The 13,874-nt window shown below is 67.6% G+C and carries 13 protein-coding genes; 9 read left to right on the top strand and 4 right to left on the bottom strand.

The annotated features are described in order from the left end of the window. The coding region (locus VGG53_RS18700; RefSeq protein WP_331519578.1) for a class I SAM-dependent methyltransferase at positions 1-909 on the top strand (909 nt) is incomplete at its 5' end. Next, a complete protein-coding gene (locus VGG53_RS18695; RefSeq protein ID WP_331519577.1) occupies positions 906-1,544 on the top strand; it encodes a class I SAM-dependent methyltransferase in 639 nt (212 codons plus the stop codon). The genes VGG53_RS18700 and VGG53_RS18695, both read left to right, overlap by 4 nt. Here the strand turns inward: VGG53_RS18695 and VGG53_RS18690 are convergent. The 4 genes from VGG53_RS18690 to VGG53_RS18675 all read right to left on the bottom strand — a co-directional run bounded on the left by VGG53_RS18690 (position 1,494) and on the right by VGG53_RS18675 (position 4,572). Further along, entirely contained in the window at positions 1,494-1,988 is a 495-nt protein-coding gene (locus tag VGG53_RS18690) for a DUF417 family protein (protein WP_331519576.1), read from the bottom strand. The genes VGG53_RS18695 and VGG53_RS18690 overlap by 51 nt on opposite strands. A 99-nt stretch (positions 1,989-2,087) precedes the next feature. Then, entirely contained in the window at positions 2,088-2,708 is a 621-nt protein-coding gene (locus VGG53_RS18685) for a nitroreductase family protein (protein ID WP_331519580.1), read from the bottom strand. 83 nt (positions 2,709-2,791) lie between these two features. After that, entirely contained in the window at positions 2,792-3,526 is a 735-nt protein-coding gene (locus tag VGG53_RS18680) for a DUF899 domain-containing protein (RefSeq protein WP_331519575.1), read from the bottom strand. Positions 3,527-3,573: 47 nt separating this feature from the next. Beyond that, a complete protein-coding gene (locus tag VGG53_RS18675; RefSeq protein WP_331519574.1) occupies positions 3,574-4,572 on the bottom strand; it encodes a sigma-70 family RNA polymerase sigma factor in 999 nt (332 codons plus the stop codon). 147 nt (positions 4,573-4,719) lie between these two features. Between VGG53_RS18675 and VGG53_RS18670 the strand changes: the two genes are divergently transcribed. The 7 genes from VGG53_RS18670 to VGG53_RS18640 all read left to right on the top strand — a co-directional run. After that, positions 4,720-5,442, top strand: a complete 723-nt coding sequence (locus tag VGG53_RS18670) for an SDR family NAD(P)-dependent oxidoreductase (protein WP_331519573.1) — start codon at positions 4,720-4,722, stop codon at positions 5,440-5,442. Positions 5,443-5,473: 31 nt separating this feature from the next. Next, positions 5,474-5,683 carry an SDR family NAD(P)-dependent oxidoreductase gene (locus VGG53_RS18665; RefSeq protein ID WP_331519572.1) on the top strand — a complete coding sequence of 70 codons (210 nt, stop codon included), beginning with the start codon at positions 5,474-5,476 and terminating at the stop codon, positions 5,681-5,683. A gap of 50 nt (positions 5,684-5,733) precedes the next feature. Further along, positions 5,734-6,219, top strand: coding sequence for an SDR family oxidoreductase (locus VGG53_RS18660; protein WP_331519571.1), 486 nt, complete (start codon positions 5,734-5,736; stop codon positions 6,217-6,219). Positions 6,220-6,458: 239 nt separating this feature from the next. Continuing rightward, on the top strand, positions 6,459-6,839 hold the full coding sequence (locus tag VGG53_RS18655) for a heme-binding protein (protein ID WP_331519570.1): 381 nt from the start codon (positions 6,459-6,461) through the stop codon (positions 6,837-6,839). A 62-nt stretch (positions 6,840-6,901) separates the two neighbouring features. Next, a complete protein-coding gene (locus VGG53_RS18650; protein WP_331519579.1) occupies positions 6,902-7,150 on the top strand; it encodes a hypothetical protein in 249 nt (82 codons plus the stop codon). 158 nt (positions 7,151-7,308) lie between these two features. Further along, positions 7,309-12,135: a cation-translocating P-type ATPase gene (locus VGG53_RS18645; RefSeq protein ID WP_349257524.1), complete on the top strand. Its 4,827-nt coding sequence runs from the start codon at positions 7,309-7,311 to the stop codon at positions 12,133-12,135. Positions 12,136-12,392: 257 nt separating this feature from the next. Beyond that, on the top strand, positions 12,393-13,874 hold a 1,482-nt coding region (locus VGG53_RS18640; protein ID WP_331519569.1), incomplete at its 3' end, for an AMP-dependent synthetase/ligase.

The following is a 13,874-nucleotide window of genomic DNA, read 5'->3' as shown; positions in this document are numbered from 1 at the left end:
GACACCTGGGACCTCGCGACCAGCGTTGGAGCAACAGCCACGATGGTTGCCGCGGCCCGGGCCGTCGCCACCAAGGCCGATAACCCCCTGATCAACGATCAGTTCGCTGAGCCACTCGTGAAAGCCGTCGGGATCGACTTCCTGACTCGCTTGGCCACCGGAGACTTGAACGCCGCAGACGTCGACGATGACGAGTCCAGCTGGAAGCTCCAGCAGATGCCCGACGCGATGGCCGCCCGCACCCGTTTCTTCGACGCGTTCTTCGCCGAGGCGACGCAGGCCGGTGTCCGCCAGGCGGTGATTCTGGCTTCTGGTCTTGATGCCCGCGCTTACCGGCTGGATTGGCCGACCGGCATGACTGTCTTCGAGGTCGACCAGCCAGCGGTGATCGCGTTCAAGACCGAAACCCTCGCCGAGCTCGGTGCGGCCCCGACCGCTGATCGCCGCACGGTCGCCATCGACCTGCGGAACGACTGGCCGGCCGCGTTGACCGAAGCCGGTTTCGACCGGAGCCAGCCCACCGCGTGGATCGCCGAGGGACTGCTCGGTTACCTGCCACCGGAGGCGCAGGACCGCTTGCTGGACAACATTTCCGCGCTCAGCGCCGATGGCAGCCGGCTGGCCACCGAGGCCATCCCGGACATGGCGGACGTCGACCAGGAGCAGGCCCGGGAGCTGCTGCGCAAGGCCACCGAGAAATGGCGCGCCAACGGCTTCGACCTGGATTTCGACGAGCTCGGCTATCAGGGAGACCGCAACGACGTGGCTGTCTACCTGGACACTTTGGGCTGGCGGTCGGTCGGCAAGCCGATGAGCGAACTGCTGGTTGAGTATGACCTGCCACCGGTCCCGCAGGGCAACGACTCGGTGTCGATGGCCGACACGATCTACTACACCTCGACCAAGTGACGGCGGCGGCGCAGCGGCGCGGCTTCAACGAGTTCGTCACGCGGTTCTGGGGTGTGGCGGCCCCGGCCTACAACCTGCCGTTTCTGCAGCAGTGGGTCTACCGACCGGCGCACGACGAGGTGGTCGCGCAACTGCGCGTCCACCAGTCCGCGCGGGTGGTTGACATCGCTTGCGGCACAGGCATTCTTGCCGACCGGATCGAACGGGAGTTACATCCTGCCAACGTCTACGGCGTGGACATGTCCGAAGGCATGCTCAATCAGGCCCGCTCCCGATCAGCGAAGGTGGAATGGCTTCGCGGCCCGGCCGAGCAGCTGCCCTTCGACGACGGGACATTGGACGCGGTCGTGACGACATCGGCGTTCCATTTCTTCGACCAGCCCGGCGCATTGCGCGAATTTCACCGCGTGCTGTCACCGGGCGGGCTGGCGGCGGTGGCGACGCTCAGTGCACGACACGCATTGCTGCAGGGCCCGTCGAGCACTAAGTGGAAACCGTCACATAATCCATCTCCCGCCGAGATGCGGCGTTTATTCGAGGGAGCCGGGTTCACCGTCGGCGAGCAGCACCGTGTCCGGCGGCCGCTATGGACTCGGGCGATCTCCGATTTGATCACGGTCGGCATCAAAAGCTGACGACACGCGATGCGCGTGTAGAGCTTCACCCAAACTCCACACCGCGACGCCAAGCAGCACAACGTCTTTGAGCAAGAACTGGCCGGGCAGAGCCGACAGCACCGGGATCCGCCCGGCAAACCGACTCACCACGCCGGGCGTGGTGAACAGGAAGCTCAACGTCCCGCAGAACAGCACGATCGCGATCGCGCTGCCGATCGCCGACAGCCGCGCCGACACGGGCCGGGCAACGATCAAGATCGCCGCGACGATCTCCATAGTTCCCAGCCCGCGCGCGACGGTGTTGACGCTGAACACGTCGTAGACCCAGCTCATCAACGGGCTGTGTTCGATGAGGACTCGGCTTTCCATCTTCATGTACTTGCCGAAGCCGATCCACGCCAGCGTCAGCGCCAGCCCGTATCTGCTGATCCCTTGCCCCACCACTGAAATGCGCTTCGCCACTTGCCAGTCGCGTCTCGTCGTCGCCGTAGACAAATTAGCCCTCCGCTGAGTTGTTGGACGCCATCTCCGTCCAGATAACGGGCAGCGACTCCGTTCGGTTCATGATCTTTGGCCCACGAACTCGGCTGCCGGCTCGTCCCAGTGGTCGAGGTTGACGACCTCACCCAGCGGTCGGCGGCGCACCGGTCCGTGCCGTCCTTTCGGCCAGCCCACCACGATGTGCCCGGCCACCATCCACTCATCAGGCACACCCACGGCGTCCCGCAGCAACTGCTCACCGCCGTACGCGCCCCAACTGGTCAGACACGCGCCCAACCCCTGAGCGCGGGCGGCCAGCAGGAAATTCTGTATCGCCGGAAAGATCGAACCGCCGAGCAGAAGCTCCGACGCCGTCGGAAAGTGCTTCTGCGCGAACAGAACCGAGGTGAACTCACCGGCCCGGTCGTGCAGCTCGTAGGTCGCACGGTTGGTGCGGGCGCGCCGGCTGTGGTCGTCGGTCGCGGGCCGGGTCATTCCGTAGACGGGTTCGATGACTTCCAGCGCGTGAGCCGCGGCCTTGGCCACCACCGCCCGCTGCTCGGGTGACCGCAGCACCACAAAACGCCATGCCTGCGCGTTGGCGCCCGAGGGCGCCCACACCGCGGCCTGCAGGCAGCGTTCCAGCGTGGCGTCGTCGACCGGCTCGTCGGTGAACCGTCGCATCGTCCGCGCGGTGGACATCGCCTCCCAGACGTCAGTGGTTGCTCCCGACACGCCGGCCCCCTTCTGGTTTCCTCTGGAAGAGAACCTACTGCCGCCGGATATCAGCTCCGCGGTGGCCGCGGGTCATTGGGATTGTTGGGGTCGGGTTCACCGAACCAGCGCGACGGCGCACGTTCCCCGTATTCGTCGTGCCAGTCCCACCATTCATACGGCGGGCTCTGCGGGTAGCCGTCCGGTGAGTCTTCCCAGGCCTCCTGACGGCCGAGCGCCGTCATGTCCAACAAACTCCAGGTGTTGCCTAGCACCTCGTCGCCGCGACCATTGATGAAATAGGTGCGGTAGACCCGGTCATCATCGCGGATGAACACATTGGTTCCGTGCCAATCGTCCACGCCGAAATCCACGTCGAAGCTGTCGGTGATCGTGTACCACGGCATCTGCCAGCCCATCCGTGCTTTGAGCCGCCCGATACCGGGCTGCGGTGCACGCGAGGCGAACACCAGCGTGGTGTCACGGGCGTTGAGGTGAGCCAGGTTGCCGATGTGATCGGCGATCATCGAGCAGCCGCGGCAGCCGTGATCGGGCCAGCCGTCGATGTCGGGCCCGACGAAGGCCCGATAGACGAGTAGCTGACGGCGACCTTGAAACAGGCCGAGCAGGTTCACCTTGCCGTCGGGTCCGTCGAATTCGTAGTCCTTGTCCACAACCAGCCACGGCATCCGCCGTCGCTGCGCCGCCAACGCGTCGTGCGCGCGCATCACTTCCTTTTCTTTCGCCAGCAGCTGTTGGCGCGCGGCCGCCCACTCCTGCGGCGACACGATCGGGGGCGTGTTCATGTGTTCTCCGCCTTTCGGTTGCGGTGGTTCAGGTCTTGAGATGGCGGTCAACCCGGCAGCGATCGGGGCAACCCGAACCGTGGGAGGACGTCGTTGTCGAAGCGAGTCAGGGCGCAGATCTTCTCGCCGGTGAGGGTCAGGACGAGCAGGCCGGCCCCATGGCGGATGCCGCCGGTGGGCGCGCAAAGGTAGGCGCCGAACGCCTGCTGGCCGTTGGCCCGGGTGGGCACCAAGTCGTATAGTCGGCCGGCGCCGAAGATGCTGGCGTAGAAGCGGGCAACGACGTCGCGGCCTTGATATTCGAGCGGAATCGGCGGCATGGAAACGCTGACGTCGGCGGTCAGCAGGGTGACCAGCGCATCGACATCGCCGGACTGGTAAGCGCGGACGAACTTCGCCAGCAGCTCCTGCTCGGCGGGTGACCCGGGGGCCGGCGCCGGACCGTCCTCGCCCGCCGGCAGTCGGCGCTGCAGGCTGGCGCGCGCTCGTTTGAGCGCACTGTTGACCGATTCGACGGTCGAGTCGAGCATGTCGGCCACCTCGTTGGCGTGATATCCGAGTACCTCGCGCAAGATGAGTACGGCGCGCTGGCGGGCCGGCAGGACCTGCAGGGCTGTCACGAACGCCAGCGAGATCGCTTCAGTCTGCTCGTAGCGCGCCTCGGGATCCAGCGACAGCGCAGGCTCGAGGAATGCGTCGGGATATGGCTCGAGCCAGACGATTTCGCTGAGTCGAGTTGGCTCGGGCACGTCGAACTGCATGTTCCACTCCTTGGCCGGGCGGCGGCGAGCCGAGCGAAGCGCGCTGAGGCACCGGTTGGTGGCTATCCGGTAGAGCCACGTGCGCACCGAGGCCCGCCCCTCGAATGCCTCGAGGCCCTGCCACGCAGCGAGCAGGGTGTCCTGCAAGGCGTCCTCGGCATCGTGCAGGGATCCCAGCATCCGGTAGCAGTGCACCTGCAACTCGCGGCGGTGTGGCTCGGTCAACTCACGAAACGCCTCGCCGTCTCCGGCCCGCGCCCTGGCAATCAGATCGGTTGTCAGCACGTGTCACCACCTCTCCCTCGCGGGTGCTTCACCTTTTCAGTATTGACGCCGGCGAGACCGCGAACTGGGCGCAGATCCTGCGCCCAGTTTCTCGACATTGCGGCATCTGTATTGGCGAGACAGTCGAAACCAACGCGAGGAGGCGATGTGATTATCACAGGAAAGTCAGTTCTGGTGACCGGGGCCAATCGGGGCATCGGACAGGCGCTGGTCCAGGAAGCTTTGCGCCGCGGCGCAATACGGGTGTATGCGGGCTCGCGCCAGACCGTGAGCCACCCGGACCGGCGCGTTACGCCCGTTGCCCTGGACGTGACCGACGCCGCGCAGATACGGGCGGCCGCACAGCGCGTGGAGTCGCTGGACGTCCTGATCAACAACGCCGGCGTCGCGCTCTATGACGACCTGACCGATCCTGCTGTGCTCGAACAGCATTTGCGGGTCAACCTGTTCGGTCCGTACGCCGTGACCCAGGCGTTCTTGCCGCTGTTGACGCGCTCGAAGGGAGCGCTGGTCAACAATCTCTCGGTCAACGCGCTGGCTCCGTTGCCGTTCATCCCGGCGTATTCCGCTTCCAAGGCGGCCGCGTTCAACCTGACCCAGTCATTGCGGGTGCTGCTGGCCGAGCAGGGTGTGACGGTACACGCCGTGCTGACTGGCCCGGTGGACACCGACATGACTCGCGGTCTGGAGATACCGAAGGCCGTACCGGAGTCGGTGGCGCGCGCCGTCTTCGACGGGGTGGAGAACGGGCAGGAGGACATCTTCCCCGATCCCTTGTCACAGTCCATCGCGCACAACTGGGACACCGGCGCGGCCAAGGTCCTCGAACGCCAGTACGCGGCGCTGGCGCAGCCGCAACCCGCCAGCTAAAAGCCCCCAACAACAACGAAAGAGTGCAATCATGAGTGATTTGTCAAGCTGCACAACGATTGTCGTCGGCGCGAGCCGCGGATTGGGACGCGGCATCGCCGTCGCGTTCGCCGACGCCGGCGCGCCGGTGGTCGCGGTGGCCCGAACCGGGCCGGCGCTTGCCGAACTGGCCGATGCCAGTCCGAAGGTCGCGACCGAGGTTGCCGATGCGGCCACCCGGCGGCGGCGTGGAGTCTGCTAGACCAATACAAGCCGCAGCTTCTCATCCTGGTCGCCGGCGCCAACCCGGTGATGCACCCGCTGCAGAACCAGACCTGGGAGACGTTCTCAGTCAATTGGCATACCGACGTCAAGATCGCGTTCACCTGGCTGCGCGAGGCGCTGCTGCAGCCGCTACAACCCGGCAGCAGGGTCGTCGTGATCAGCAGCGGAGCTGCTATCAACGGATCTCCGGCCAGCGGGGGGTACGCCGGGTCCAAGGCCACCCAGCGGTTCATCGCCGGCTACGCCCAGGAGGAGTCGCGCCGCGCCGGACTGGGCATCACCGTCACTGCGGTGCTGCCCAGGATGACGCCGTTCGGCGACGTGGGCCGGCGCGGTGTTCGCGCCTACGCGGCCCGCAGCGGCCAGACCGACGACGCATACCTCGAGCAGTTGGGGCAGCTGTTGACCCCCGAGCGGGCCGGGTCCGCTCTGGTGGAGCTGATCCGCGCCGACCCCGCGAGCACCGCACCCGGATATCTGCTCACCGGCGACGGGCTGCAGAAATTGCGATAACAACCGGGTCCTGCCGAAATAACGGCGAAAAGTCGACTCGTAGAACACAACTGCCGCTCAGCGGCGAAATGGAGGACATCATGCTGCTGGAAAAGACGGAGCCGTCGATGCCGGTCTGATTCACCTGCCGGCAACACGCTGATCTGCTTTCGCATTAATACGCCGGAACATCGGGCTGTATCTGCTTAGCTTTAGCTCGGGGGACGACCGCCACCGGTTGCCGCACTAAGGAGCCAGTTATGTCCCTCTCAGAGTTGTTCTCGCGTCGGCTAATCGGCGTGATCGGCGCCGGCGCGATCGCCGGCACGCTGCTGGCTGCTGCCGCCGGTCAAGCCGCGGCTGATCCGATGCCGCGGCCGGCCAACTGCTCGGCTGCGGACGTCGCCGGTGTTGCGGCTGGTGTCGCGACGGCGCTCTCGACTTACCTGTTCACTCACCCCGATGTCAACGGCTTCTACACCGGCCTTCAGGATCAGCCCAAAGACCAGATCGGCGCGGAGGTGCAGAACTACTTCGGCGCTAATCCGCAAGAGGAAGCTGATCTCGAGGGCATCCGTCAGCCGCTGGCCGACGTCAGGGAGCGTTGCCAGTGGACTCCATTAGTTGGGGGCGTCGCGTGACCCCGACGAGGGCCGCCGCGGCCGTGTGGCTGCGATCCTGGATCATCGCGGGCGTAGCGCTGATGGCTTTCACGTCGGATTGCGTCGTGCAGCCCACCGGCGTTGCCAACGCCGACGTGTGCGCGAGCGTGGGCAGGCGCGTATCAGTGAGCGGGTGCACCAACGTGGCCGACACGGTCAACGCCTATGTTCCGCCGCCGGCCGACTACGCGCCGCTGCCGCAAGATTTTCCGCCACCGCCGCCACCGCCGCCGCCGGTCAACGTCTGCGTCGGCGTCGGCAGGCGAATCCATGTCAGCGGATGCACATAGATTCCGATTGACAATTCTTCGCACGGCTGGACGCGGGCGTAACACGTACGCTCGGGTCTTAACCGGGGTGTCCGCTTTCTACCGATTTCGTCGTACAGCTGAGGCCGCTTTGCCCAGGCGGTACTGATCGACACCGTAGACGTTGTGAAGGGTAAGTAATGAGGGTTCCAGGTGTGACCGCCATTGTCGGCAGTGTCGCCGGTGGAGCAGTACAGATGTTGCAGGCCGGAGTGCAGAGTGTGGCCAGTGCCGCCGATGCCGTGCAAACGCTGACCGGCCCGGTGATCGACACCGTGACTCATTCGACGGCACGGGTGCTGGGGACCGGCCGTTCGGCTGACGGCGACCGGGATGCCGCGTCGGCAACCGTGCGTTGGCAGAGCGGGCAACGCGTGCATCTGGACCTGGATCCGTTGCTGCCGTTTCCACGCTGGCACGAGCACGCGGCGGTGGTCGAAGAGCCGGTTCGCAAGGTTCCGGGAGTCGCCAGCGCCCACGTCGAAAGCGCGTTGGGCCGGCTGGTGGTCGAAGTCGCCGCCGACGCCGACGCCGACGTCGTGCTGGAAACCGTCCGCGACGTGGTCAACTCCGCAGCGGCCGACTTGGCCGCTGCAGGACGCGAGCCGCAGATCCGGATCGCGCCGTTCGCCGATCCCGGCAACCCGCTGGCGGTTCTGGTGCCACTGACCGCAGCCGCCTTTGACGTGGTGGCGATCGGTGCCGCAGTCACCGGCTGGGTGATCAGGCTGCCCGCGGCACCGCAGACCACCCGGGCGGCCGCTGCCCTGCTGAACAATCAGCCGCGAATGATCGCCGTGCTCGAATCGCGACTGGGCCGGGTCGGCACCGATCTCGCCCTCAGCGCGTCGACGGCGGCGGCAAACGGGTTGACCCAGGCGGTCGGCACACCGCTGTTGAACCTGGCGCAACGCGTCCTGCAGATTTCCGAAGCCGAGGCGCACCGCCGCCGCTGGCGCGACCGGGAGCCGCAGCTGGCGTCCCCCAGCAGGCCGCAGGCTCCGGTCGTCCCCGTCATCTCGTCAGCCGGCGCTAAATCGCAAGCCACCCGCCATAACTGGGCAGCGGCAGCGGCGGGCGAAGCGTCGCACGTCGTGGTCGACGGATCAATCGACGCCGCCATCGACACCGCGAAGGGGTCGATGGCCGGGCCGGTGGAGGACTATGTCGACCAGGCCGCGAACGGCTCGCTGATTGCTGCCGCCAGTGCGCTGGTCGCAGGCGGCGGCACCGAAGACGCGGCCGGCGCGGTGCTGGCCGGCATACCGAAGGCCGCACACATGGGCCGCCAGTCTTTCGCCGCGGTGCTGGGCCGCGGGCTTGCCGACGACGGGCAGATGATCCTCGACCCGGGCGCCCTGCGCCGGCTGGATCGGGTGAAAGTCGTCGTCATCGACGGCGCCGCGCTGCGCGGCGACCACCGCGCTGTGCTGCACGCCCGCGGTGACGTGCCAGGCTGGGACGCCGACCGGGTCTATGAGGTGGCCGACGCGCTGCTGCACGCCGAGGAGCCGCCGGAGCCCGACCCCGACGAGCTGCCTGCCACCGGGGCGCGGCTGCGATGGGTACGTCCGCAGGGGCCGTCGGCCACGCCCGCGCAAGGCCTCGAACACGCCGACCTCGTGGTCGACGGCGAGATGGTGGGCCACGTCGAAGTCGGCTGGGAGGTCGACCCTTTCGCGGTTCCGCTATTGCAGATCGCGAACCGAACCGGGGCCCGGGTGGTGCTACGGCATGTGGCCGGCACCCAGGATCTGGCCGCCAGCGTCGCCGCCAGTCATCCCAGCGGCACCCCGCTGCTCAAGCTGGTGCGCGACCTGCGGGCCGATCGCGGGCCGGTACTGCTGATCACTGCGCTGCACCGCGACTTCGCCTCGACCGACACCTTGGCCGCCCTGGCCATCGCCGACGTCGGGGTCGCGCTGGACGATCCCCGGGCGGCGACGCCGTGGAGCGCAGACATCATTACCGGCACCGATCTGGCTGCCGCAGTTCGGATTCTGTCGGCGCTGCCTGCTGCACGGCAGGCCAGCGAGTCGTCGGTCAACCTCGCCAAGGGTGGGACCACCCTGGCCGGGCTGCTGCTGGTCACCGGTAATCCGCAGACGTCGACGAACCCGTTGGCGCTTCGGCGCTGGCTCAACCCGGTCAACGCGGCCGCTGCCAGCGCGCTGATTTCGGGCGCATTTTCGGCCGGCAAGGTGCTGCGCCAACCCGATCCCACGCCGCAGCCGCTGACGGCCTGGCACGCGCTGGACCCCGAGATCGTCTATTCGCGATTGGCCGGTCGAGCCCGGCCGTTGGCCATCGAGCCCGGCATGCCGGGCTGGCGACGTGTTCTCGAGGATCTTTCCTACAGCCCGCTGGTGTCGCCGCTGCGAGGCCCGACGCGGCAGGCCCGACGATTGCTCTCGGCGACCCGGGCCGAGCTCGCCGATCCGCTGACCCCGATCCTGGCCGTCGGCGCGGCCGCCTCGGCGATCATGGGCAGCAACGTCGATGCGCTTCTGGTCGGTGGTGTCATGGCCGTCAACGCACTCACCGGCGGGGCGCAACGTCTGCGGGCCGACGCGGCTGCCGCCGAGTTGTTCGCCGAGCAGGAACAATTCGCGCGCCGCGTTGTCGTGCCGGCGGTGGCGACCGCGCGACGCCGCCTCGAGGCCGCCCGAAACACCGAGCGCTTGGTCACGGTGACGGCAAGTGCCCTGCGCCCCGGTGACGTGATCGACTTGGCGGCCCCCGACGTCGTGCCCGCCGATGCCCGCCTGCTGGTGGCCGAGGACCTCGAGGTCGACGAATCCCTGCTCACCGGCGAGTCGTTGCCGGTCGACAAGCAGGTCGATCCGGTCGCGGCCAGCGATTCCGAGCGGGCCAGCATGCTTTTCGAAGGCAGCACGATCGTGGCGGGGCATGCCCGGGCGATCGTGGTGGCCACCGGCGTCGGCACAGCAGCGCACCGCGCGATTTCGGCGGTCGTCGATGTCGAGTCGTCGGCCGGGGTGCAGGCGCGGCTGCGCGAGTTGACCGGCAAGGTGCTCCCGTTGACCCTCGCCGGCGGGGCCGCGGTGTCGGGTTTGGCGTTGTTGCGCCGGGCGTCGCTGCGACAGGCGGTCGCCGACGGCGTCGCGATCGCGGTGGCCGCTGTTCCAGAGGGCCTGCCGCTGGTCGCGACCCTGTCTCAGCTGGCCGCCGCGCAGCGGCTCTCGACGCGCGGCGTGCTGGTGCGCGCTCCCCGCACCATCGAGGCACTGGGCCGAGTCGACACGGTGTGTTTCGACAAGACCGGCACGCTCACCGAAAACCGCCTGCGGCTTGTGCTTTCGGTGCCGTCCACAACCAGCCCGCGGGGGCCGATGCCCGGCATCGCCGACCCGGAGTCCACCCGGGTGTTGCGGGCGGCAGCCCGCGCGTCGAGCCAGCCGCACGAGTCGCAGGGACACGCCCACGCGACCGATGAGGCGATCCTCAAAGCCGCGGAGTCCGTTGCCGGCGACGGCGATCCCGGGTGGAACCTGCTCGCCGAAGTTCCGTTCGAGTCCAGCCGTGGCTTCGCCGCCGCGATCGGCACCCTCAGCGAGGATCCCAACCGACGCGTGCTGATGCTCAAAGGCGCACCAGAGGTTGTTCTGCCGCGCTGCCGGTTCACCGACCCGCAGGCCGATCAAGACCACGCGGAGTCGTTGGTGCACAACCTCGCCGAGCAGGGCCTGCGAGTGTTGGCGGTGGCCAGGCGCAGCTGGGAGCACGGCACCGACGACGAGGACACCGACGCCGACGCCGTCGATGCCGCCGCGCGTGATCTGGAGTTGATCGGTTACGTCGGCTTGGCGGACACCGCACGCCCGTCCGCGCGCCCGTTGATCGAAGCGCTGCAGGAGGTCGACCGCGACGTCGTACTGATCACCGGCGACCACCCGGTGACCGCGCGGGCGATCGCCCGTCAGCTGGGGCTGCCCGCCGATGCGCGGGTCATCACCGGCGCCGAGCTCAACGGTCTCGACGAAGACGCGTGCGCCAAGCTCGCCGCCGATGTGCAGGTCTTCGCCCGGGTCAGTCCGGAACAGAAGGTCCAGATCGTTGCGGCACTGCAACGCTGCGGACGAGTGACGGCGATGGTGGGCGACGGGGCCAATGACGCCGCCGCGATCCGGATGGCCGACGTCGGTATCGGGGTCAGCGGTCGTGGTTCGTCGGCCGCTCGCGGCGCCGCCGACATCGTGTTGACCGACGACGACCTGGGCGTCCTGCTCGAGACGTTGGTCGAGGGTCGTGGCATGTGGGCCGGTGTGCGCGACGCGGTGACCATCCTGGTCGGCGGCAACGTCGGCGAGGTGCTGTTCACCATCATCGGGACGGCATTTGGCAGCGGGCGGGCGCCGGTGGGAACCCGTCAACTGCTGCTGGTGAACCTGCTGACCGACATGTTCCCGGCACTCGCGGTCGCCGTCACCCCGCAGTTCGAAGAACCCGACGCCGACGAATACGACACCGAGGAAGAGGCCGTCGAGGCGCGGCGCGCCTACCAGCGATCGGTGCTGACCGGACCGACGCCGTCGCTGGACATTCCGCTGATGCGTCAGATCGTGACCCGTGGGGCCGTCACGGCCGCCGGCGCGACAGCGGCGTGGGCCATCGGGCGGTGGACCCCTGGCACCGAAAGGCGCACCGCGACGATGGGATTGACTGCGCTGGTGACCACACAGCTGGCTCAGACGCTGCTGGCCCGCCGGCACAGTCCGCTCGTGGTGGCGACGGCGCTGGGCAGCTCGGCGGTGCTGGTGGCCATCGTTCAAACGCCGGGCGTCAGCCACTTCTTCGGATGCACCCCGCTGGGGCCGGTCGCCTGGACCGGTGTCGTGGGAGCAACCGCAGCGGCCACCGGGCTGTCGGTGCTTGCGCCCAACTGGTTGGCCAACACCGCGGGAATGGTGCAGCCGGAACTGGCCGAAGCCACAGCCAGCACCTAATCGGACACCAAATTCACGTTTTGGCCAGACAGCGGTGGGCACTCCCAGCAAGATCAATGCCATGGCGATCGCAAGCGCGGCGAAGCCGGGCGCAGCGGGTCGACATGAATAAAACGGAGTCGATCGCAAGCGCGGCGAAGCCGGGCGCAGCGGGTCGACATGAATAAAACGGAGTCGATCGCAAGCGCGGCGAAGCCGGGCGCAGCGGGTCGGCATGCGTAGATGAAGGTATGTCGCTGAGAGCAAAGGGAAGTCCGATGAGCCAGACCAGTGCTACCCCGACCCGCGCGGCCAATCTGGCGCAGCTGTTCCTGCAGCGCGTCGACGCGTCGGGCGACGACGAGGCTTTCCGCTTCCCCGAGAACGACGACTGGACCTCGCTCACCTGGAAGCAGGCAGCCGAACGGGTGGAAGCCTTGGCGGCCGGGCTGCTGTCGCTTGGCATCGAGGCCGAGGACCGGATCGGCATCGCTTCGGCCACTCGGCTGGAGTGGATCCTGGCTGACCTGGCGATCCTGTGCGCAGGCGCGGCCACGACCACCGTCTACCCCAGCACGAACGCCGACGACACCGCCTACATCCTGGCCGACTCCGGCTCGAAGATCGTTTTCGCCGAGAACGAGACCCAGCTCGACAAGCTCACCGAGAAGCGCAGCGAGCTGCCCGATGTCACCAAGGTCGTGGTCATCGACGGCGACGGCGACGGCGACTGGGTGATCACCCTGGACGACCTCGCCGACCAGGGCGCGAAATACCTGGCCGAACATCCATCGTGCGTCCGCAAAGTCACCGACGAGATCAAGCCCGAACAGTTGGCGACGCTGATCTACACCTCGGGAACCACCGGCAAGCCGAAAGGCGTCCGGCTGCGCCACCAGGCCTGGGTGTACACCGGCGGCGTGATCGCCGACATGGGCCTGCTCCGCGAGGACGATTTGCAGCTGCTGTGGCTGCCGCTGGCGCACGCCTTCGGCAAGGTGCTGATCGCCACCCAGGTGGCCTGCGGTTTCGCCACCGCCATCGACGGTCGCGTCGACAAGATCGTCGAAAACTGCGGGGTGGTCAAACCGACCTTCATGGGTGCGGCGCCGCGCATCTTCGAGAAGGCCTACGCCAGGATCGTCACCCAGCAGAAAGGCGCCAAGGCTGTTCTGTTCGGGTGGGCGTTCGCGGTGGGCAAGGAGGTCGCCCGCCGCCGCCGCGAGGGCAAGTTCGTGTGGCCGCACCTGGTGCTACAGCAGAAGTTGTTCGACCGACTGGTGTTCGCCAAGATCCGCGACGTGTTCGGTGGGCGGATTCGGTTCTTCGTCTCCGGTTCCGCACCGCTCAACCGCGACATCGCCGAATGGTTCGAAGCCGCCGGCCTGCTGATCCTGGAGGGTTACGGGCTGACCGAGTCGTCCGGCGCGGGCTTCATCAACCGACCGGACAACTACAAGCTCGGCACCGTCGGCCTGCCCTTCGAAGGCACCGAGGTCCGCATCAGCGACGCAGGCGAGGTTCAGTTCCGCAGCGACTGTGTGATGGCCGGCTACCACCACCTGGACGACGCCACCGCCGATGCGCTCAAGGACGGTTGGCTGGCCACCGGAGACCAGGGCAAGCTCGACGACGACGGCTTCCTGACCATCACCGGACGGATCAAGGAACTGTTCAAGCTGTCGAACGGCAAGTATGTCGCCCCGCCGGCGATCGAGGCGAAGTTCGCGACGCTCTGCCCGTACGCCAGCCAGTTCATG

It is taken from the genome of Mycobacterium sp., assembly GCF_036490025.1.
Taxonomy (GTDB): Bacteria; Actinomycetota; Actinomycetes; order Mycobacteriales; family Mycobacteriaceae; genus Mycobacterium.
The sequence above is the reverse complement of the archived record's forward strand: the minus strand, read 5'-3'. Positions and strand labels throughout refer to the sequence as shown.